At 65.7% G+C, this 21953-nt stretch carries 18 protein-coding genes; 6 read left to right on the forward strand and 12 right to left on the reverse strand.

All coding sequences use genetic code 11. The features are described 5' to 3' along the window. Window positions 1-136: 136 nt before the first annotated feature. Genes OIN59_RS20340 through OIN59_RS20350 form a run of 3 tightly spaced genes read left to right on the forward strand, consistent with a single transcriptional unit; the run spans window position 137 to window position 5113 of the window. Window positions 137-1207: an HlyD family secretion protein gene (locus tag OIN59_RS20340; protein ID WP_274113270.1), complete on the forward strand. Its 1071-nt coding sequence runs from the start codon at window positions 137-139 to the stop codon at window positions 1205-1207. Beyond that, the gene (gene rbbA, locus OIN59_RS20345) at window positions 1204-3978 is read left to right on the forward strand and encodes a ribosome-associated ATPase/putative transporter RbbA (RefSeq protein ID WP_274113272.1); all 2775 of its coding nucleotides are present in this window, start codon (window positions 1204-1206) and stop codon (window positions 3976-3978) included. The genes OIN59_RS20340 and rbbA overlap by 4 nt, the downstream gene beginning before the upstream one ends. A gap of 1 nt (window position 3979) precedes the next feature. Continuing rightward, complete coding sequence (locus OIN59_RS20350; protein WP_274113274.1) at window positions 3980-5113, forward strand: ABC transporter permease; 1134 nt, start codon at window positions 3980-3982, stop codon at window positions 5111-5113. Between the two features lie 58 nt (window positions 5114-5171). Here the strand turns inward: OIN59_RS20350 and OIN59_RS20355 are convergent, their stop codons facing one another. The 12 genes from OIN59_RS20355 to OIN59_RS20410 form a co-directional block, all read right to left on the reverse strand. After that, the gene (locus tag OIN59_RS20355; RefSeq protein WP_274113276.1) at window positions 5172-6446 is read right to left on the reverse strand and encodes an amidohydrolase family protein; all 1275 of its coding nucleotides are present in this window, start codon (window positions 6444-6446) and stop codon (window positions 5172-5174) included. A gap of 30 nt (window positions 6447-6476) precedes the next feature. Then, a complete protein-coding gene (locus tag OIN59_RS20360) occupies window positions 6477-7115 on the reverse strand; it encodes a LysE family translocator (protein ID WP_274113278.1) in 639 nt (212 codons plus the stop codon). Next, window positions 7116-8039, reverse strand: a complete 924-nt coding sequence (locus tag OIN59_RS20365; RefSeq protein WP_274113280.1) for an ABC transporter permease — start codon at window positions 8037-8039, stop codon at window positions 7116-7118. It lies immediately after the preceding gene. A 114-nt stretch (window positions 8040-8153) separates the two neighbouring features. Further along, the gene (locus tag OIN59_RS20370) at window positions 8154-9215 is read right to left on the reverse strand and encodes an ABC transporter permease (RefSeq protein ID WP_274113282.1); all 1062 of its coding nucleotides are present in this window, start codon (window positions 9213-9215) and stop codon (window positions 8154-8156) included. A 24-nt stretch (window positions 9216-9239) separates the two neighbouring features. Beyond that, a complete protein-coding gene (locus OIN59_RS20375; protein WP_274113284.1) occupies window positions 9240-10796 on the reverse strand; it encodes an ABC transporter ATP-binding protein in 1557 nt (518 codons plus the stop codon). Continuing rightward, window positions 10797-11762: a 5'-methylthioadenosine/S-adenosylhomocysteine nucleosidase gene (locus tag OIN59_RS20380; RefSeq protein ID WP_274113286.1), complete on the reverse strand. Its 966-nt coding sequence runs from the start codon at window positions 11760-11762 to the stop codon at window positions 10797-10799. It abuts the gene before it with no gap. Window positions 11763-11886: 124 nt separating this feature from the next. Then, on the reverse strand, window positions 11887-12897 hold the full coding sequence (locus OIN59_RS20385; RefSeq protein WP_274113288.1) for a BMP family protein: 1011 nt from the start codon (window positions 12895-12897) through the stop codon (window positions 11887-11889). Between the two features lie 301 nt (window positions 12898-13198). Then, a complete protein-coding gene (upp, locus tag OIN59_RS20390) occupies window positions 13199-13828 on the reverse strand; it encodes a uracil phosphoribosyltransferase (RefSeq protein ID WP_274113290.1) in 630 nt (209 codons plus the stop codon). Between the two features lie 88 nt (window positions 13829-13916). Further along, window positions 13917-14891, reverse strand: coding sequence for a threo-3-hydroxy-L-aspartate ammonia-lyase (locus tag OIN59_RS20395; RefSeq protein ID WP_274113292.1), 975 nt, complete (start codon window positions 14889-14891; stop codon window positions 13917-13919). A 198-nt stretch (window positions 14892-15089) separates the two neighbouring features. Continuing rightward, window positions 15090-15932, reverse strand: coding sequence for an enoyl-CoA hydratase-related protein (locus tag OIN59_RS20400; protein ID WP_274113294.1), 843 nt, complete (start codon window positions 15930-15932; stop codon window positions 15090-15092). Between the two features lie 151 nt (window positions 15933-16083). Continuing rightward, window positions 16084-16890 carry a glycine-rich domain-containing protein gene (locus OIN59_RS20405; protein ID WP_274113296.1) on the reverse strand — a complete coding sequence of 269 codons (807 nt, stop codon included), beginning with the start codon at window positions 16888-16890 and terminating at the stop codon, window positions 16084-16086. A 198-nt stretch (window positions 16891-17088) separates the two neighbouring features. Further along, window positions 17089-18627, reverse strand: coding sequence for a helicase HerA-like C-terminal domain-containing protein (locus tag OIN59_RS20410; RefSeq protein ID WP_274113298.1), 1539 nt, complete (start codon window positions 18625-18627; stop codon window positions 17089-17091). Between the two features lie 80 nt (window positions 18628-18707). Between OIN59_RS20410 and OIN59_RS20415 the strand changes: the two genes are divergently transcribed. From OIN59_RS20415 to hemF, 3 genes are all read left to right on the forward strand, one after another. Continuing rightward, entirely contained in the window at window positions 18708-19427 is a 720-nt protein-coding gene (locus tag OIN59_RS20415; RefSeq protein ID WP_274113300.1) for a YebC/PmpR family DNA-binding transcriptional regulator, read from the forward strand. Between the two features lie 114 nt (window positions 19428-19541). Continuing rightward, window positions 19542-20822: a phosphoribosylamine--glycine ligase gene (purD, locus tag OIN59_RS20420; RefSeq protein ID WP_274113302.1), complete on the forward strand. Its 1281-nt coding sequence runs from the start codon at window positions 19542-19544 to the stop codon at window positions 20820-20822. Continuing rightward, complete coding sequence (hemF, locus tag OIN59_RS20425; protein WP_274113304.1) at window positions 20822-21793, forward strand: oxygen-dependent coproporphyrinogen oxidase; 972 nt, start codon at window positions 20822-20824, stop codon at window positions 21791-21793. The genes purD and hemF overlap by 1 nt, the downstream gene beginning before the upstream one ends. Window positions 21794-21953: the final 160 nt, after the last annotated feature.

Raw genomic sequence — 21953 nt, forward strand, 5'->3', positions numbered from 1 at the left:
ATGCAAGTCAAGTGAGGTGGCTTGCCGCACAGAGCGGATGAGGGCGCTGCGCGTACGATGCTTTTTGGATGGGAGGCGGCTTCGCTGGTGTGACCTGGAATGCGCTCCTGCCTCCACACCAAAGAGGATCAGAGCCATGGGCAGCAAGTGGAAAATTTACGCGGTAGCCGCAGCGCTGTTGTTGCTGGGCGCTGTGCTGGTCGTGCGATGGGCACCCTGGCAGGCCAAAGGGCCAGGCCCCGGTTTTGTGAGCGGCAACGGCCGCATCGAGGCCACCGAGATCGCCGTGGCCACCAAGCTGGCGGGCCGGGTGCTCGATGTGTTGGTGGCCGAGGGCGACTTTGTAAAAGCCGGTCAACCCCTGGCCCGGATGCAGATCGACGGCCTGCAGGCCCAGCGCGAAGAGGCCGTGGCCCGGCTGCAACAGGCGCAGCTGGCCATCAGCAGCGCCCAGGTGCAGGTGGCCCAGCGCGAGAGCGACTACCAGGCTGCGCTGGCCGTGGTGGCGCAGCGCGAGAGCGACCTTGACACCGCCCACCGCCGCCTGCCGCGCTCCGAGCAGCTCGCGCGCGAAGGCTTTTTCTCCAGCCAGTTGCTCGATGACGACCGCGCCAAGGTGCGCAGCCAGCAGGCCGCTGTGACCGCTGCAAAAGCCCAGGCCAAGGCTGCGCAGGCGGGCATTGGCGCATCGCGCACGCAGGTGACCAGCGCCGAGGCCAATGTGCGCGCGCTGGAGGCCACGCTGGCCCGCATCGATGTGGAGCTGGCCGACAGCGAGCTCAAGGCCCCGCGCGATGGCCGCGTGCAGTTCCGCGTGGTGCAGCCCGGCGAGGTGGTGGGCGCAGGCGCACGCGTGCTGCAGCTGGTGGACCTGAGCGACGTGTACATGACCTTCTTTTTGCCCGAAACCGTGGCGGGCCGCGTGGCGTTGGGCAGCGAGGTGCGCATCGTGCTCGATGCCGCGCCGGACTTTGTGATCCCTGCGGAGGTCTCGTTCGTGGCCAGCACCGCGCAGTTCACCCCCAAGACGGTGGAGACCGCCAGCGAGCGCCAGAAGCTCATGTTCCGCGTGCGCGCGCAGATCGACAAGGCATTGCTGCTGCGCCACCAGGAGCAGGTCAAGACCGGCCTGCCCGGCGTGGCCTGGCTGCGGGTGGACCCTGCGGTGGAGTGGCCTGCAGAACTCGCCGTCAAGGCCGGTCAGTGAACCTCTCTGCTGACCTGGCCCCTGTCGTGGCCCGCTTGCGCGGCGTGGGCCAGCGCTATGGGCGCACGGTGGCGCTGGAGGGCATTGACCTGGAGGTGGCCGCAGGCCGCATGGTGGGCCTGATCGGGCCGGACGGCGTGGGCAAGTCCAGCCTGCTGGCGCTGGTGGCGGGCGCGCGGGCGGTGCAGCAGGGCACCGTGGAGGTGCTGGGCGGGGACATGGCCAAAAGCCGCCACCGCAGCCGGGTCTGCCCCCGCATCGCCTACATGCCGCAGGGCCTGGGCAAGAACCTGTACCCCACGCTGTCGGTGGAAGAAAACCTGCAGTTCTTTGGCCGCTTGTTCGGGCATGACGCGGCCGAGCGGCGGCGCCGCATTGATGAACTCACGCGCAGCACGGGGCTATACCCGTTTCTGGCGCGGCCTGCGGGCAAGCTCTCGGGCGGCATGAAGCAAAAGCTGGCCCTGTGCTGCGCGCTCATCCACGACCCCGACCTGCTCATCCTGGACGAGCCCACCACGGGTGTGGACCCGCTGGCGCGCGCCCAGTTCTGGGACCTGATCGGTCGCATCCGCGCCGCGCGGCCGGGCATGAGCGTGATTGTTGCCACGGCCTACATGGAAGAAGCCCAGCGTTTTGAATGGCTGGTGGCCATGGACGAAGGGCGCATTCTGGCCACTGGCACCCCTGCGGAGCTGATGGCCCGCACCGGGCACGCTTCGCTGGAGCAGGCCTTTGTGGCCCTGCTGCCCGAGGCCAAGCGCCGGGGCCACCAGGCGGTGCAGATTCCGCCGCTGGACCGCTCGCAGGCCCATGATGCCGCCAACGTGGCCATCGAGGCGCGCGACCTGACCATGCGCTTTGGCGACTTTGTGGCGGTGGACCATGTGAGCTTTCGCATTCAGCGCGGCGAGATTTTTGGCTTCTTGGGGAGCAACGGTTGCGGCAAGTCCACCACCATGAAGATGCTCACGGGTCTGCTGCCCGCCAGCGACGGGCAGGCCTGGCTGTTCGGCCAACCGGTGGACCCCAAGGACATGGCCACGCGGCGGCGGGTGGGCTACATGTCGCAGGCGTTTTCGCTGTACAGCGAGTTGTCGGTAGAGCAGAACCTGGTGCTGCACGCCCGCCTGTTCCACGTGCCCGAGGCCGAAGTGCCTGCGCGCGTCACGGCCATGCTAGAGCGCTTTGACCTGCAGGCCGCACGCAGCTCGCTACCGATGAAGCTGCCACTGGGCATGCGCCAGCGCCTGTCTCTGGCCGTGGCGATGGTGCACCAGCCTGAGCTGCTGATCCTGGACGAGCCCACCTCCGGCGTGGACCCGATGGCGCGCGACAACTTCTGGCGCCTGATGGTGGAGCTTGCGCGGCGCGACAAGGTCACCATCTTCATCTCCACCCACTTCATGAACGAGGCCGAGCGCTGCGACCGCATCTCGCTGATGCACGCAGGGCGTGTGCTGGAGAGCGCTGCGCCGCAGGACATCGTGGCCAAGCGCGGCGCCGCCACACTCGAAGAAGCCTTCATCGGCTACCTGGAGGATGCTGCGGGCACCACACCGGCCCAGACACCTGTTGAGCCTTCAGAGCAGCCCGCGCTAGCTCCCGTGCCCACCCTCAGCGCGCCCACCTGGCCCGCCCGCCTGCGCCAGAGCCTGGCCCGCATCCACAGCACCCAGTGGCGCGAATCGCTGGAGTTGCGCCGGGACCCGGTGCGTGGCGCCATGGCGCTACTGGGCTCGCTGATTTTGCTATTTGTGATGGGCTACGGCATCAGCATGGATGTGGAGAACCTGCGTTTTGCCGTGCTGGACCGCGACCAGACCGCGTTGAGCCGCGCCTACACGCTGAACCTGGCGGGCTCGCGCTACTTCACCGAGCAGCCACCGCTGGCCACCTATGCCGAGCTGGACGCGCGCATGCGCTCCGCCGAGATATCGTTGGCGCTGGAGATCCCGCCTGGCTTTGCACGCGACGTGGCACGCGGCCAGCCGGTGCAGATCGGCGCGTGGGTGGATGGCGCCATGCCCCAGCGCGCCGAAACCGTCATCGGCTACGCCCAGGGCCTGCACCAGCAGTGGCTGGTGGAGCAAAGCCGCAGCCGCACGGGCACCGTGCCCCGGGGCTTGCTGGAGGTGGAGCCGCGCTACCGCTACAACCCCGACGTGCGCAGCCTGCCATCCATGGTGCCCGCCGTGATCCCGCTGCTCTTGCTGATGCTGCCCGCCATGCTCACCGCGCTGGCCGTGGTGCGTGAGAAGGAGCTGGGCTCCATCATCAACCTGTATGTCACGCCCACCACGCGCACCGAATTCATGTTGGGCAAGCAGCTGCCCTATGTGCTGCTGGCGTTGTTCAACTTTGGCTTGATGTGCCTGGCGGCGGTGACGGTGTTTGGCGTGCCTATCACCGGCAGCTTTGCCACGCTGACGCTGGGCGCCGTGCTGTTCAGCCTGTGCTCCACAGGCATGGGCCTCTTGGCCTCCACCGTCACGCGCAGCCAGATTGCGGCCATGTTTTTTGCCATGGTGGGCACGCTCATCCCGGCCGTGCAGTTTGCGGGGCTCATCAACCCCGTGTCGTCCATGACGGGCTTTGCGCGCTGGGTGGGCGAGGTCTACCCGGCCAGCCACATGTTCACCATCAGCCGGGGCGTGTTCAACAAGGCGCTGGGCCTGCAAGACCTGCAGACCGAGTTCTGGCCCATGCTGGTGGCTGTGCCGGTCATCATTGGCGCCGCCATTGCGCTCCTCAGAAAGCAGGAGACCTGACATGGCGCTGCGTGGCCGCTGGTCCAATATTTTCCGCCTGGGCATCAAGGAGCTGTGGAGCCTGTGGCGCGACCCGGCCATGTTGTTCCTCATCGTCTACACCACCACGCTGGCGGTGTATTCGGCAGGCATGGCGCAGCCCGAGACGCTGCACCACGTGCCCATTGCCATCGTGGACGAGGACGACTCGGCGCTGTCCCAGCGCATCGCCACCGCGTTCTACGCACCCCAGTTCACACGCCCCGCCATGATCAGCATGCGCGAGGTGGACCCGGGGCTGGATGCTGGCCGCTTCACGCTGGTGCTGCACATCCCCGCCCACTTCCAGCGCGACGTGCTGGCGGGCCGGGTGCCGCAGGTGCAGCTCAACATCGACGCCACGCGCATGGGGCAGGCGTTTGCGGCCAACGGGGCGGTGCAGCAGATCGTGCAGCTGGAGGCGGCTGAGTTTGTGCAGCATGACCGCACCGTGGCCGACCAACCCATTGAGCTCACGGTGCGCTCGCGCTTCAATCAGGCGCTGAACCCCGCGTGGTTCGGCTCGCTCATGGAGCTGATCAACATCGTGACCATGCTCTCCATCATCCTCACCGGCGCCGCGCTGATCCGCGAGCGTGAGCATGGCACGGTGGAGCATTTGCTGGTGATGCCCGTAACCCCTGGCGAAATCATGCTGGCCAAGGTCTGGGCCATGGCGCTGGTGGTGCTGGTCGCTACCTGGGTGTCGCTCACGGCGGTGATCCGCTGGGCGATTGGTGTGCCCATCGAGGGCTCGGTGCCGCTGTTCCTGCTGGGGGCCACACTGCACCTATTTGCCACCACCTCCATGGGTATCTTCATGGCCACGGTGGCGCGCAGCATGCCGCAGTTTGGGCTGCTGATGGTGCTGGTGATGATGCCGCTACAGATGCTGTCGGGCGGCGTCACCCCGCGCGAGAGCATGCCGCTGTGGGTGCAGTATGGGATGGCCCTGGCGCCCACCACGCACTTCACCGAGCTGGCCCAGGCCATCCTCTACCGGGGTGCGGGCTGGGCGGTGGTGTGGCCGTCGCTGGTGTGGCTGCTGGGGATTGGGGCCGTGCTGTTCAGCCTGGCGCTGGCACGGTTTCGCAAAACGATTGCGCGGATGGCGTGAACGCTAAAAATGCTATTGAATGTGTAGCTGTTTGCGCTTGATACATAAGCGTGAGAGGCTAATTTGACGTGAAATTCACGTTGTCGGGCCGCCCCGGCAGGTGCAGTTGCGCCACGGGTGCCGGGCTGCTGGCCAGCAGCCTGCCGCGCCGCCACACGCCCAGGCGCGCTGCGCGCAGGCGGATGGCCTCCACCGGATTGCGCGCGTGCAGCAGCACAAAGTCGGCATACGCGCCCGGCTCGATGCCGTAGCCCTCCAGCCCCAGCAGCTTGGCGGGATTCACCGTCACTGCATCAAAACACTGCCGCATCGCCGCCTGGCTGGTCATCTGGCCCACGTGCAGGCCCATGTGCGCGGCCTCCAGCATGTCGGCGCTGCCGCCGCTGTACCAGGGGTCCAGCACGCAGTCATGGCCAAACGCCACCGTCAGGCCCGCGGCCATCAGTTCGGGGACGCGGGTCATGCCCCGGCGCTTGGGGTAGGTGTCGTGGCGGCCTTGCAGCGTGATGTTGATGAGCGGGTTGGCCACCACGCCCAGGTCGGCCTCGGCCATCAGCGGGATGAGCTTGCTCACGTAGTAGTTGTCCATGCTGTGCATGGAGGTGAGGTGCGAGCCCGTCACGCGGCCGTGCAGGCCCAGGCGCTGGGTTTCAAAGGCCAGGGTTTCGACATGGCGTGACAGCGGGTCGTCCGATTCGTCGCAGTGCATGTCCACGCGCTTGCCCTGGCTTGCCGCCAGTTCGCACAGGATCTTCACGCTCTCGGCCCCCTGGGCCATGGTGCGCTCGAAGTGCGGAATGCCGCCCACCACGTCCACACCCATGTCCAGCGCGCGTTTCAGGTTGTCGAGCCCGCCGGGCGCGCGCAGCACGCCGTCTTGGGGGAAGGCCACCAATTGCAGGTCCAGATAGGGCGCCACGCGCTGCTTGACATGAAGCAGGGCCTGCACCGGCAGCAGGCTGGGGTGGCTGGTGTCCACATGGCTGCGAACGGCCAGCAGCCCGCGCGCCACGGCCATGTCGCAATACTGCAGCGCGCGCTGCACGATGGCATCGTGTGTCAGCGTGGGCTTGAGTTCGCCCCACAGCGCAATGCCTTCGAGCAGCGTGCCGCTCTCGTTCACGCGCGGCTGGCCGTAGCTCAGGGTCGAATCCATGTGGAAGTGCGCGTCCACAAACGGCGGGCTCACCAGCAGGCCACCCGCATCCACCGTTTCGTGCGCGGGGGCTTGCAGGCCCTCAGTCACTTCGGTGATGCGGCCGTTTTGCACGGCGATGGACATGTTCTGGCGCCCGTCGGGCAGGGTGGCGTTGTGGATGAGCAGGTCGAGCATGGTGATCGGCAAAAAGGACGACGGAACGAATCAGGCGCCATGCCTGCGGTAGCCTGCCAGCAAGGCGGCCAGCACAGCCATGCCCGCGGCGCAGCCCCGGTTGAGCCAGCGCAGCCCGCGTTGCGACATCCAGCGCACGGCCTGCCAGCCAGCCGTTGCGTAGGCCACCATGACCAGCGTATCGAGTCCCACGAACAGCGAACCCAGCACGGCGTACTGCACCGCCTGGGGTTGGGCGGGGTCCACAAACTGCGGCAGGAAGGCTGCAAAGAACAGCAGCGTTTTGGGGTTGGACAGTGCTACGCCCAGGCTGCGCGCGAAGGCGGCACGCCCCACGGCCTGCTGGCCGGGCACATGGGCCAGCGCGGCCTGCACATCGACGGGTGGGCTGCGCCACAGTTGCACCGCCAGCCACAGCAGGTACAGCACGCCCGCAATACGCACCACATTGAACAGCGTGGCCGACGCATTGAGCAGCGAACCCAGCCCTACCGCGACCACCACGATGAGGATGCCTGCGCCCAGCCCGGCGCCCGCCATGCCCCAGGCTGCGCGGCGCATACCGCCCGCCATGCCATTGGCCAGCGCCAGCAGCATGGTGGGGCCAGGGATCACCGCCAGCGCCAGCGAGGCGGCAGCGAACATCAAGAGGGTTTGCAGCGTGGGCATTCAGCGTTCTCCTTTGCGATAAGGTTTCATCAAGGCCTGAGGATAAGCCGCCTTGCGTGCCACCAGCACCAGCGCCAGGATGGACAGCAGGTAGGGCAGCATCAAATACACCTGGTACGGCAGCCACGCGTCGCCCGCTTGCTGTAGGCGCAACTGCAGCGCATCGAAGAATGCGAACAGCAGGGCGCCCAGCAGCGCCTTGCCAGGCCGCCAGGAGGCAAACACCACCAGGGCCACGCAGATCCAGCCACGGCCGTTGATCATGTTGAAGAAGAAGGCGTTGAATGCCGACAGCGTGAGGAACGACCCCGCCACGCCCATCAGCGCCGAGCCGAGCGCGATGGCGCCCGTGCGCGTCGCCGCTACGGAGATGCCCTGGCCCTCGGCCGCCTGCGGGTTCTCGCCCACCATGCGCACCGCCAGCCCCAGCGGGGTGCGCATCAGCACCCAGGCCAGCAGCGGCACCAGCACCAACGCCAACAGCGTGAGCGGCGTCTGGTCCGCCAGGATGGGGATGCCCAGCCACTCCATCGGCGCAAAGGGCTCGATGGTGGGCGGCGTGTTGACCTTGGGGAAGCTCACGCGGTAGCCGTAATAGCTGAGCGCCGTGGCCAGTAGCGTGATACCCAGCCCAGACACATGCTGCGACAGCGCCAGCCCCACGGTGAGCCAGGCATGCAGCAGGCCAAACACCGCGCCAGTCAGCGCTGCCACCAGCACGCCGGTCCACAGTCCATGGCCTGCATACACGGTGAGCCAGCCGGTGAATGCACCCGCCACCATGATCCCTTCAATGCCCAGGTTGAGCACCCCGGCGCGTTCGCACATGAGAACCCCCAGCGTGCCCAGGATGAGCGGCGTGGCCACCCGCAACGTGGCGATCCAGAACGCGGGGTTGGCGAGGATGTCGAGCAGTTCGGTCATGCACCCGCCTCAGTATTGTTTACTTCATTTTTAATAGCTGCTTGCGCTTGCTGAATAAGCGCTAGAGGCCAATTCGGCTTGAAATTTTGGTGCACGCGCTTGTTCATGGCGTCCTCATTTCCAGCGAACGCGGTATTGGGTGAGCAAGCCAGCCAGCAGCACCGCAATCAACGAGGTCGCCACGATCACGTCCGCAATGTAGGTGGGCACGCCCACCGCGCGGCTCATGCTGTCGGCCCCCACCAGCACGCCCGCCACAAAGGTGCCCGCCGCGATCACGCCCAGCGGATGCAGCCCCGCCAGCATGGCAATCACGATGCCGCTGTAGCCATAGCCGGGTGACATATCGAGCGTTACGTAGCTGGTGCGGCCCGCTACCTCGATGGCGCCCGCCAGCCCGGCCAGCCCGCCCGAGAGCAGGGCGACCAGCACCACGGTGCGCGTGATGGGCACGCCAGCAAACGCCGCTGCCCGTGCGTTGGCCCCGGCGGCGCGAATGTCAAACCCCGGCATCGTGCGCGCCAGCAGCGCCCACAGCATCACGGCCAGCGACACGGCCCACAGCAGCCCGGTGTGCAGCCGTGTCTGCGGCACCAACTTGGACAGTTCCAGATCGCCCTGCAGCGCCACACTCTGCGGCCATCCCATGGAGAGCGGGTCTTTCATCGGCCCGTCCAGCAAGGCTGAGACAAGCAGCAGCATGATGAAGTTGAGCAGCAGCGTGGTCACCACCTCGTCCACCCCCAGCCGCGCCTTCATCAGCGCCGGGCCCAGCAGCAGCGCGGCGCCCGCCAGCGCGGCCGCCAGCATCATCAGCGGGAAAAGCACATACGGCGACCACTCCAGCCCCGTGCCCCCATGCATGCCGCCCACGGCCACAGCGGCCAGCGCTCCAGCATAAAGCTGCCCCTCGGCCCCAATGTTGAATAGCCGCGCCCGAAAGGCCACGGCGGCCGCCAGCCCCGTCAGGATCAGCGGCGTGGCGCGGGTGAGGGTTTCGGTCAGTGCGAACACCGAGCCGAACGCGCCTTGCAACAACAGTGTGTAGGTCTGGCCCACAGGCGCCCCGGCCCAGAGCACCAGCAGGGCACTGATGAGCAGGGTGAAGACAACAGCGCCGACGGGCGCCAGCACATAGGCGGCGGGGGAGGTGTGGTTGCGTTTTTCGAGTCTCATGGGGGTTGTTGTTGTGGATGTCGCTCAGTGGGCAGCACCGGCCATGGCCAGACCGATGGCTCCGCGTGTCCAGTCTTCTGCGGGCCGCGCCTCGCTCAAATGCCCGTCGTGCATGACCGCCACACGGTCCCCCAGGGCCAGCACTTCGTCCAAGTCATCTGAAATCAGCAGCACGGCCGCCCCCGCATCGCGCGCTGCAATGAGCTGCTGCTGCACAAAAATCACTGCACCAATGTCCAGCCCCCAGGTGGGCTGGTGGGCCACGATGAGCTTGGGCGCGGCTGCAGTGTTGCCTGCGGCGTCCTGTGGCGGCATCAACGCCCGGCCCAGGATGAGCTTTTGCATGTTGCCTCCCGACAGCGACCGCGCAGGTGTATCGGCTCCGCCGCCACGTACGTCAAAGGTCTCGGCCACGCGCTGTGCGTGCTGGCGTGCGGCGCGGCGTTTGACCCAGAAGGCGCGGAACCACGGGTGCGCAAACCAGGGGCCGCGCAGGCGTTCGGACACGGCGTTCTCCCACACCGGCAAATCGCCCACCACGCCCACGGCGTGGCGGTCTTCGGGGATGCGGGCCACGCCCTGGTTCACCACCCAGGCGGGGTGGGCCTGTAATGGCGCGCCCCGCAGCGTGACCTGGCCTGCGGTGGCGGCACGCACGCCACACAGCACATCGGCCAGCGCCACCTGGCCGTTGCCGCTGACGCCTGCAATCGCCACGATTTCGCCTGCGCGCAGGGTGAGGGATACATCGCTCAACCGGTCGCGCCGGGTGGGGGCGGTGCTCACGTTGCTGAGGGTGCAGATGGGCGCGCCCACGTTTCGCGCTGGGCGGCGCTCTGCGGCCTCGATGGCATGGCCCACCATCCACTGCGCCAGTTGCCCTTGGGTGGTGCCCTGTGCAGGCGCCTCGGCCACCAGCTTGCCCTGGCGCAGCACGGCCACGCGGTGCGATACACGCAGCACCTCGCCCAGTTTGTGGCTGATGAAGATGATGGACAGGCCCTGCGCCACCATCTGTGCCAGGGTGTCAAACAGGGCTTCGCTCTCCTGCGGGGTGAGCACGGCGGTGGGTTCGTCCAGGATGAGGATGCGGGCGCCCCGGTAGAGGGCTTTCAGGATTTCAACGCGCTGGCGTTCGCCCACCGAGAGGCTGCCGACCTTCGCATCGGGGCTGACAGGCAAGCCAAATTGCTGCGAAACGGCCAGCAGCTTGGCGCGTGCCTCGCTACGGCGCGAGAAGGGCTGCCACAGCGGCTCGCTGCCCAGCAGCACGTTGTCCAGCACCGTGAGGTTGTCGGCCAGCGTGAAGTGCTGGTGCACCATGCCAATGCCCGCCGCCAGCGCCGCACGCGGCTGGCCGGGCGGCAGAGGCTGGCCAAAGACTTCAATGCTGCCTTCGTCGGCCACGTAGTGCCCGAACAGGATGGACATCAGCGTGGACTTGCCCGCGCCGTTCTCGCCCAGCAGGGCCAGCACTTCGCCGCGTGCCAGGGTCAGGCTGATGCTGTCGTTGGCGACGAGCTTGCCGAAGCGTTTGGTGATGCCCGACAGGCGCAGGACGGGGGCGATGGTGGAGGCCATCTACTTCCAGGCCGCCAGAAACGCCCGCAACACCTTGGCCGAGTTGGCCGCCGCCAAGCCCATGAAGGTGCCCATTTCGTTTTCTCCTTCGCCACCTCCCGCCAGATCGCTCAGTGATCGGAACGCGATGTAAGGCACGCCATTGCTGTGCGCCACCATGGCGGTGGCGGCGGTTTCCATGTCGAGCACGTTGGCCTCGAAGGTCTTGAAGGCGTATTCACGGAAGGCCTTGTTGTCCACAAACGCCTGGCCGGATACGCCGTTGCCGCCCACCGCCACCTGCGGGCGCTGCTTGAGGCAGGTGGCGGCCAGGCAATGCTCCAGGCCCACGTTCTGCAGGCTGCGGGCGGTGGCCAGCATTTTGGGGTCGGCTTCAAACCAGAATTTCTTGCTGAGCTTGGGGTTGGCCGCAGACCGCACCTCGACGGGGCGCGGGTGCATCATGCCGAAGGCGGGCATGGTCAGCTCGCTTTTCATCCAGGCGGGGGCGCTGTACTGGCCGGGTTGGTCTTCGCGCGCCATCAGCCACTCCATGTACTGGCCCCACTGCGCGGGCACCGTGACGTCGCCAATGTGCAGGCTGGGGTTGACGCCGCCCGCAATGCCACTGAAGACCACGTGGCTGACGTTGAAGCGGTCCAGCACCAGCTGGGTGTTCATGGCCGCATTGGTCATGCTGATGCCGGAGAGGAACACCACCACGGGCTTGCCTTCGAGCGTGCCGGTGGTGAATTCCACGCCGTTGATGCTGTGCCGGGTGGGTTGCTGCACCTGCGGCAGCAGCACGGTCAGCTCGGGCGCAAAGGCGGAGATGACGGCGATGCGCGGTGTGTCATCCAGCCGCAATGCCGTTTTGCCGGGTGCCGTGGCGGCGCAGCCAACTACCACCGCGGCCAGGGCCAGTGCGCCCAGCAGGCGTGAACACCGGGAGATCAGGGTGGGCTTGGCGGTGTGGAGTGCGTGCATGGTGGGAGTGCTTCGTCAGAGCGGAAATAGGGGTGAGCGTAAAAGCGAACAGGCCACCGCGTTGCTGGGGTGGCCTGCGCTCAGCAAGAAAAAACGCGGGCAGGGTGCCCGCTGCATTCTGTGCTTATTTGGCCGTGGACTTGGGTTGGCTGTCGTCCACCTTCACGGTGAACTTGCCCGCCAGGATGTCGGCCTCTTTGGCCTTGACCTTGGCGACGATGTCGGCCGGTACCTTCTTCTCGAACGTGCCCAGCGGCGCGAGTTCAGAGCCCTTGTGCTTCATCATCGAATACGGGCCGTAGTCCTCGGCGGTGAACTTGCCGTCCTTGACCAGCTTGAGTGCGCGGTCGATGCTGGGCTCCATGTGCCACAGGGCGGATGCCACCACGGTGTCGGGGTACTGCGGCTGGGTGTCGATCACGTTGCCGATGGCGAGTTTGCCCTTTTCCTTGGCAGCGTCGCTCACGCCAAAGCGCTCGGCATAGAGCACATCGGCGCCCTTGTCGATCATGGCAAAGGTGGCTTCCTTGGCCTTGGGTGGGTCAAACCAGCTGTTGATGAAGGTGATGGTGAACTCGACCTTGGGGTTGGTCTCTTTGGCGCCCACCATGAAGGCGTGCATCAGGCGGTTGACCTCGGGGATGGGGAAGCCACCCACCATGCCGATCTTGTTCGTCTTGGTCATGCCACCCGCGACCATGCCGGAGAGGTAGGCGGGCTCCTGGATGTAGTTGTCGAACACGCTGAAGTTGGGCGCCTGTGGCTTGCCCGACGAGCCAAGCAGGAAGGAGGTCTTGGGGAAGTCCTTGGCTACCTTGCGGGCAGCGGCCTCTACCGCAAAGGCCTCGCCCAGGATGAGCTGGTTGCCGCCCGTGGCGTACTCGCGCATCACGCGCTCGTAGTCGGCGTTGCTGACGTTTTCGCTGGCCTTGTATTCGATCTCGCCGCGTGCTTCGGCCGCCTTGAGCGCCTTGTGGATGCGGCTGACCCATTGCTGCTCGAAGGGCACCGTGTAGATCGCCGCGACCTTGAGCTTGGACTGCGCTGTGGCCAAAGAGGGCGCCATCGCCATGGCGGCCGAGAGGGCCATGGAGGTGCAGAGCAGGCGTCCGGTGAAGATGCGGCGAGTGGTCATGGTGGGGTTCCTTCAGACAAGCAAACAAGGAGGTTGAGTGTGCTGCTACCAAGCAAGGAGCGCGCCAGTCGGTGGACTGTGTAGCTGCAAACCAGCGGCAAGTCTGCCAGAGGAAAGCCACCAGTTGGTAAAAAAATGGTGCACGCGTGCAGCGCATCCGGAAACCAGGCTGGGGCACCCCACCAGGGTAGGGCCCCAAATTGACTATTACGCAACGCAGAGAGGCCCGGTGATGAAAAAAAGCCACCGCTGGGCGGCAAGGCCCTACGGTGGCTGGTGCACGGGCGCTGCCGTTGTGTGCTTATTTGGTGCCAAAAATCCGGTCGCCCGCATCGCCGAGGCCTGGCAGGATGTAGCCGTGGTCGTTCAGCTCGCGGTCGATGGCGGCAGTGAAGATGGGCACATCGGGGTGCGCCTTTTGCAGCGTGGCGATGCCTTCGGGCGCGGCCAGCAGGCAGACGAACTTGATGGAGCGGGGATTGAGTTTTTTGAGGCGGTCCACGCACGCGGCGGCCGAGTTGCCGGTGGCCAGCATCGGGTCCACCACGATGATGTCGCGCTCGTCCATCTCGGACGGCATCTTGAAGTAATACTCCACGGGCTGCAGCGTGGCCGGGTCGCGGTACAGGCCGATGTGGCCCACGCGGGCGCCGGGCACCACGTTGAGCATGCCGTCGAGGAACCCGTTGCCCGCGCGCAGGATGGACACCAGCACCAGCTTCTTGCCGTCGATCATCTTGCCGGTCATGGTTTCCAGCGGGGTTTCGATCTGCACATCTTGCAGCGGCATGTCGCGGGTTACTTCGTACGCCATCAGTGTGGACAGCTCGCCCAGCAGGCGGCGAAAGCTGTTGGTGCTGGCGTCTTTCTTGCGCATCAGCGTGAGCTTGTGCTGGACGAGGGGGTGGGTGATGACGGTGACGTTGCTCATGGGGAACCTGAAAGGAGGGCAGAGGCTTCTGTGCCGATGCACAGTCACGCTCTGCCAAACAGTGAAACAGTGAGTAAAAAAGTGTGGGCTAGTCTGCCAGAAACCGGGCGTAGCGCGACAAATCCACATTACCGCCGCTGATGAGGATGCCGACGCGCGCGCCGTGGATGTCCACGTTGCCGTGTTGGGCCCCCGCAAACGCGAGGGCGCCCGTGGGCTCCACCACGATCTTCATGCGCTCGGCAAAAAAACGCAGGGCCTCGACCAGTTGCTCGTCGGTGGCGGTGACCATCTCGTCAGCCAGGCGCTGGATGATGGGGAAGGTGAGCTGGCCCAGTGCCTGGGTCTGCGCGCCGTCGGCAATGGTGTGGGGCGTGGGGATCTGCACCACATGGCCTGCGCGCACCGATTGCTGGCCGTCGTTGCCCGCTGCAGGCTCTACACCCACCACCCGGCATTGCGGCGCCAGGGCCTCGGCGGCCAACAGGCTGCCCGCCAGCAGGCCGCCACCGCCCACGCAGACGAAGAGGTAGTCCAGGTCGGGCACTTCTTCAAACAACTCCTTGGCCGCCGTGCCCTGGCCCGCGATCACATGGGGGTGGTCGAACGGGGGGACCAGCGTCATGCCGCGCTCCAGTGCCAGGCGGCGGCTGATGGCCTCGCGGTCTTCGGTGTAGCGGTTGTAGGTGACCACCTGCGCACCGTATTCGCGGGTGGCGGCCATCTTGGAGGCAGGGGCGTCTTCCGGCATCACGATGGCGGCGGGCATGTCCAGCAACCGCGCCGACAGCGCAATGGCCTGGGCGTGGTTGCCGGCCGAGAAGGCCAGCACGCCGCGCTCGCGCTGGTCGTCGGTGAACTGCGCCAGGGTGTTGAAGGCGCCCCGGAACTTGAAGGCGCCGGTGCGCTGCAGGTTCTCGCACTTGAAGAACAGTTGTGCGCCCAGCCGCTCATCGGCGGTGCTGGAGCGCAGCACGGGCGTGCGGTGCGCCATGCCCTTGAGCCGGTGTGCGGCGGCGGCCACATCGTCGTAGGTGGGAGGGGTCAGGCTGGGCAGCGTCATGGTGGCAGCATCCTTGTGGCTGGGGCGGGGCGGCGGTCCACCACGCTCGGTGGCCAGATGATAGCCCTTTGCCTTGCCATTTCAAGCAAAATGGCCTGCAAGCGCTAGTGCTGTATGCCTGGGCAGCTATACATTTTGATGTGGCGCACGCCTGCGACCGCCCGACAAGGCAGGCCGCATGGCGCGGCCCGGTGTGGGTCAGCCCAGCTCGCTGAACCGCTGCAGGGGTGTGAGCGCCGGGAACTCGCCCGCCCGCTTTTGCTTCATGGCCGTGACCGATTCACGCACATGCTGGTTGCTCCAGATGGCGCCTTGCAGCCAGCCCATCTGGCGCAGGCTGTCTTCCACACTGTGGTCGCGGGCGTAGTTCACAGCCTGCTTGGTGCCCCAGATGGCCACGGGGGGTTTGGATGCAATCTCCTTGGCGCACTGCAGCGCGGCGGCCAGCATGGCTTCTTGTGTGTCGAAGACCTCGTTGACCAGGCCGTAGCCCAGGGCCTTGGCAGCGCTCAAGCGGCGGCCGGTGTAGGCCAGCTCCTTGACCACGCCCAGCGGGATGAGCTTGGGCAGGCGCTGCAGTGTGCCCACGTCGGCCACCATGCCGATGTTGATCTCCTGGATGCAGAAGAACGCGTCGGCCGTGGCATAGCGGATGCAGCCCGCCGTGACCATGTCCACCGCACCGCCAATGCAGCCGCCATGGATGGCCATGATGACCGGGATGCGCAGGTTGTCGATGCGGGTGAAGGTGGCCTGCATGTCGGTCAGCAGGTCAAAGATGGCGGCGCGGCCTTCGGGGCTCTGGTCGTCCATGGTGATGGCGCCGCCAAAGGTCTCCAGCGCCATGCCCGCGCTGAAATGTTTGCCGGTGCTGCTGATGACCAGCGCCCGCGCCTCGCCCGCCTGGTGCAGCTGGGCCAGCACCGCGTCCAGCTCGCGCCAGAAGGTGGGGTGCATGGTGTTCATGGCCTCGGGTTTGTTCAGAACCAGATGGGCCACGTGGTCGGTGATGCTGAGGGAAAAGCAGGTGAGGGTGTTCATGGGGTGCCACTGTAGACCGGTGAACGCAGGCTGGGTCGTCGCCTGGGTGACTTTGGGGGATTTTGGCTGCTAGCGCTTATCTGATAAGCGCTAGCAGCTATAAAAACAGGAGCTTTGTGTGCGGCGGCCGAGGTCTGTGGGGTGCAGCCTGTCAATCGCCGCCCCCACCTCCACAACCGCCGCCATCCCCTCCGCCGTCGCTGCCACCTCCATCCGAGCTGTCGGCGCCGCCAAAGTCGTCCGAACTGCCGCTGTAGCCGCCGTCCGAGAAGCTGGTGCCGCAGTAGCTGTCGCCGCCGCTGCCACCGGCGTCGCTCTTGCGGGCAATGTCGGAGCAGTCGGGCACGTAGGTGAAGCCGCCTGCAATGGCGAACTTGGCATCCAGCGCAAACAGCAGGGGCAGGCGGCTGGGGGCCTTGGGGTCGATGGATTCTTCCTTGCACACCCAGTACCAGCAGCGGCGCAGGCCGTCGTTGTGGCGGGCCTTTGTTCCCAGTGCCTCGGCGGGGGTGTGGTGCAAGAAGAAACCCAGGGCGTTGTGGCACCAGGCTTTGTAGGCCTGCGTGTGCAGGATGAACTCGTGCCACAGCGCATCGACCGCCTTGGAGGGCATGGCCACAAACTGCCGGTTGCCGCGTAGGCAGGCCATGAAGAATTGGCGCAGGCCGCGTTCGACCAGCTCGCAGTCGCGCGTGCTCAGGTGGGGGTAGGTTTCGCGCAGCTTGCGCTGCAGAAAACGGGGCAGGGGGGCTTCGCGGATGTAGCGCTGGCGCACTGCATTGGTCCACTGCGTCACCAGCGCCGTGATGATGACGGTGGCTAAAAAGTACAGGACCCAGGGCCAGCGCAAGCGCCAGGCGCCTGCAAAGATGCCGATGATGGCCGCCACCCACACGCCAATCGCCAGCAGCATGACCTTGCCGCCCCAGCGCAGCAGAACGTTTTCGATGCGTGTCATCGTCCCTCCTTCTTTTTGTTGTTGTGTGCTGCGATTTCACGGCGGTCATGTGACTGATTTGTGACGATGTACGGGATGTCGTCAAATGGTCACAGGGCACCTTGTCCGGCGGTCCACCAGGGGGGCGGGCAACCGGCGCAGCCAACATGGCTGCTGCGCGGCGCAGGCACGGAGGGCCCTGCGCCGCCATCGCCTCTCTCAACGGCGTTTGCTGCCGCCGCCAAAGATGCCGCCCAGCACGCCCCGCAGGATCTCCTTGCCAATCGTGGTGCCCATGGTGCGCACGGCGGACTTGGCCATGGTCTGCGCCAGGCCGTCGCGTTTGCCGCCACGCGGGCCGGTGCTGCCAAACAGCACGTCGTTCAGACCGCCCAGCAGGCCGCCGCCGTCTTCGGCGGGCGCCCCGGTAGCGACCTTGCCGTTGCCGCCGCCCGCAGCATTGCCCGCCTGCTCGCCCGCTTCGGTGGCGCGGCCCTTGAGTTTTTCGTAGGCGGACTCTCGGTCCACCACCTTTTCATACACGCCCGCGACCAGCGAGTTGGCCATCAGGGCCTGCCGCTGCTGTGGAGTGATGGGGCCGAGCTGGCTGCCCGGGGGCAATACAAACACGCGTTCGGTCACGCTGGGGCGGCCCTTGGCGTCCAGAAAACTCACCAGCGCCTCGCCCACGGCCAGCTCGGTGATGGCGGTCTCAATGTCCAGGCCGGGTTTCTGGCGCATGGTGGTGGCTGTGGCCTTCACGGCCTTCTGGTCGCGCGGGGTGAAGGCGCGCAGAGCGTGCTGTACGCGGTTGCCCAGCTGGGCCAGCACGCTGTCGGGGATGTCGAGCGGGTTCTGCGTGACGAAATACACACCCACGCCTTTGGAGCGCACCAGGCGCACCACCAGTTCGATGCGCTCGACGAGCACCTTGGGCGCCTCGTTGAACAGCAGGTGGGCCTCGTCAAAGAAGAACACCAGCTTGGGCTGCTCGGGGTCGCCGATTTCGGGCAGTTGCTCGAACAGCTCCGACAGCATCCACAGCAAAAAGGTGGCGTACAGGCGCGGCGAATTCATGAGCTTGTCGGCCGCCAGGATGTTGACCACGCCATGGCCGTCCACCGTCTGCATGAAGTCCTGGATGTTGAGCATGGGCTCGCCAAAGAACTGCGTGCCACCCTGCTGCTCGATCTGCAGCAGCCCGCGCTGGATGGCGCCCACGCTGGCGGCGCTGACGTTGCCGTATTCGGTGGTGAATTCCTTGGCGTTGTCGCCCACGTACTGCAGCATGGCGCGCAGGTCCTTCAGGTCCAGCAGCAGCATGCCGTTGTCGTCGGCAATCTTGAACACCAGGTTGAGTACCCCCAGCTGGGTCTCGTTCAGGTTGAGCATGCGGCCCAGCAGAAGCGGACCCATGTCGGACACCGTGGCGCGCACCGGGTGGCCCTGTTCGCCAAACACGTCCCACAGCGTGGTGGGGCAGGCCAGGGGGGCGGGCAGGTCCAGGCCACGCTCCTTGAGCACGGCGGCCAGCTTGTCGCCGATCTTGCCGGGCTGGCTGGCGCCCGTGAGGTCGCCCTTCACATCGGCCATGAACACGGGCACGCCAATGCGTGAGAAGTTTTCGGCCAGGGTCTGCAGGGTCACGGTCTTGCCGGTGCCTGTGGCGCCGGTGATGAGCCCGTGGCGGTTGGCCAGCCCTGGAAGCAGGTGGCATTCAATGGTGTCGTGCTTGGCAATCAAGAGGGGGTCGGCCATTTCGGGTTTCCTCGGGGGTGCGGGTCAGGCAAAAAGTAAAATCGCGCTCAGTAGATTAAATCAATACAAAAGGACTTCTCGTGGCAGGACACAGCAAATGGGCGAATATCCAGCACCGCAAGGGGCGGCAGGATGAAAAACGCGGCAAGATCTGGACCCGCATCATTCGCGAAATCACCGTAGCCGCCCGCTCGGGCGGCGGCGATCTGTCTGCCAACCCCCGCCTGCGTCTGGCGGTGGACAAGGCCAAGGCGGCCAACATGCCCGCCGACCGCATCAAATACAACATCGACAAGGCCACGGGCAACGCCGAAGGCCTGACCTACGAAGAAATCCGCTACGAAGGCTATGGCATTGGCGGCGCGGCCATCATGATCGATACCATGACCGACAACCGGGTGCGCACCGTGGCCGAAGTGCGCCACGCGTTCAGCAAACACGGTGGCAACATGGGCACCGAGGGCTCGGTGGTGTTCCAGTTCAAGCATTGCGGCCAGCTGATTTTTGCCCCCGGCACCAGCGAAGACAAGGTGATGGAAGTGGCGCTGGAGGCGGGTGCCGAAGACGTGGTGACTGACGAAGACGGCGCGGTAGAGGTGCTCACCGCCCCGGCTGACTTTGAAACCGTGAAGAACGCGCTGGAGGCCGCAGGCCTGACGGCTGAGGTGGCGGGCGTGACCATGCGGCCCGAAAACACCATTGAATTGACGGGCGAAGACGCCGCCAAGATGCAGAAGCTGCTGGATGTACTGGAAGACTTGGACGACACCCAAGAGGTCTATCACAACGCGGCATTGTGACTCTGCACCCGTGGATAACCGCTTTTTTCTTGCCCTGACCTGTTTTCCGACTGATATTCCCCCGAATCCTGCCCAGCAGTACAGCACTGCGGGCCGGGTTCACCAAAGGCTCCTATGAAAGTACTTGTGATTGGTGGCGGCGGCCGTGAACACGCGATGGCGTGGAAACTGAGCCAGTCCCCCAAGGTGACCAAGGTGTTTGTGGCACCCGGCAACGGTGGTACGGCCCTGAACCCCAAGCTCGAAAACGTGGCGATCTCCGATGTGCGCGAACTGCGTGTGTGGGCGCAGGCCGAAAAGATCGCGCTGACGGTAGTGGGCCCCGAGGCACCATTGGCGGCCGGTGTGGTCGATGAGTTCCGTGCTAATGGCTTGCGCATTTTCGGCCCCACCAAGGCTGCGGCCCAGCTCGAAAGCTCCAAGGCGTTTTCCAAGTCCTTCATGCGCCGCCATGGCATCCCCACGGCCGACTACGACACCTTCACCGACCCGGTTGCTGCCCACGCGTTTGTCGACCGGCTGGGTGCACCCATCGTCATCAAGGCCGACGGCCTGGCGGCTGGCAAAGGCGTGGTGGTGGCCATGACGCTGCAAGAAGCGCATGACGCCGTGGACTTCATGCTGGTGGACAACAAATACGGCGTGACCCATAACGAAGGCGGCGCGCGTGTGGTGATCGAGGAATTCCTCGAAGGCGAAGAAGCCTCCTTCATCGTGTTGTGCGACGGCAAAAACGTGTTGGCTCTGGCCACTAGCCAGGACCACAAGCGCCTCAAAGACGGCGACGAAGGCCCCAACACCGGTGGCATGGGCGCGTATTCGCCCGCGCCCGTGGTCACGGCCGATGTGCATGCCCGCGCGATGCGCGAGATCATCCTGCCCACCATCCGTGGCATGGAAAAAGACGGCATTCCCTACACCGGTTTTCTGTATGCCGGCCTGATGATTGACGCCAAGGGCCACCCCAAGACGCTCGAATTCAACTGCCGCATGGGTGACCCCGAAACGCAGCCCATCCTGATGCGCCTGAAAAGCGACTTCAGCGACGTGATGGCCGCTGCCGCTGACGGCAAGCTCGACCAGATGGAACTGCAATGGGACCGTCGCACTGCGCTGGGCGTGGTCATGGCCGCCCACGGTTACCCCGAGGCCCCGCGCAAGGGCGACCCCATCACCGGCCTGCCTGCCGAGGCGGATGATGCCGTGGTGTTCCACGCAGGCACGCAGCTGAAAGACGGCGTGGTCAGCGTGACGGGTGGCCGCGTGTTGTGCGTGACGGTGCTGGCCGACAGCGTCAAGCAGGCGCAGCAACGTGCCTATGACGTGGCGCGCGGCATCCAGTTTGATGGTGCGCAATACCGTCGCGATATTGGCTTTCGTGCCCTGAAAAGCTGATGGCAGACGCTCAGACCTTGAACCCCGCAGACACGGTGACCCGTGTGCGCGGCTACCTGGTGGGCCTGCAGGCACGCATCACCGATGCACTGGAAGCGGTGGAAGGCGAGGGCGGAGCACGCTTTCTGGCCGATGCCTGGAGCAAGTCGCCCGGCGAGCCGCTGCAGGGCGACGGCATCACCAAGATCATGGAAGGTGGCCGCGTGTTCGAACGCGCGGGCTGTGGCTTTAGCCATGTGCGCGGCCCCCAGTTGCCACCATCGGCCACGCAGCACCGGCCCGAGCTGGCAGGCGCTCCGTTCGAGGCCATGGGTGTGTCGCTGGTGTTCCACCCGCGCAATCCCTATGTGCCCACGGTGCACATGAACGTGCGCATGATCGCGGCCGGGCACCCCGGCCAGGCCCCGACCTGCTGGTTTGGTGGCGGCATGGACCTCACGCCGTACTACGGGTTTGAAGAGGACGCGGTGCACTTTCACCGCACCTGCCGCAATGCGCTCAGCGCCTTTGGCGACGACAAGTACCCGCGCTTCAAGCAGTGGTGCGACGAATACTTCTACCTCAAGCACCGCAGCGAGCAGCGTGGCGTGGGTGGCGTGTTCTATGACGACTTCTCGGAGCTGGGTTTTGAACAAAGCCTGGCCATGACGCAGTCAGTGGGCGATGCGTTCCTGAGCGCCTACCTGCCTATTGTCGAGAAGCGCCAGGGCATGTCCTACGGTGAGCGCGAGCGCGACTTCCAGCTCTACCGCCGGGGCCGTTATGTCGAGTTCAACCTGGTGTGGGACCGGGGCACACACTTTGGCCTGCAGTCGGGTGGGCGCACCGAGTCCATTTTGTTGTCCATGCCGCCGCTGGTGTCGTGGTCTTACCAGCGCTCTGATGCTGCGGATTCGGCGGAGGCCGCGTTGCTGCAGCGCTTTCTGGTGCGGCGCGACTGGCTCGGTGGCGGGCCTGCCACGGTCGCCTGAAAGCCTTGAAAAGCGCAAAAGCTATAATTTCAATAGCTGCCAGCGCTTTTCACATGAGCGCAAGAGGCCAAAAACACCTCACATTGCTGCAGCGCCCCAGCACAACACCCGCGCAACATCCAAGGCTCAGCCCGCTGGCTGTGCGCTGCGTTGCACGCTA

Source organism: Acidovorax benzenivorans (genome assembly GCF_028680575.1).
GTDB classification, from domain to species: Bacteria; Pseudomonadota; Gammaproteobacteria; order Burkholderiales; family Burkholderiaceae_C; genus Acidovorax; species Acidovorax benzenivorans.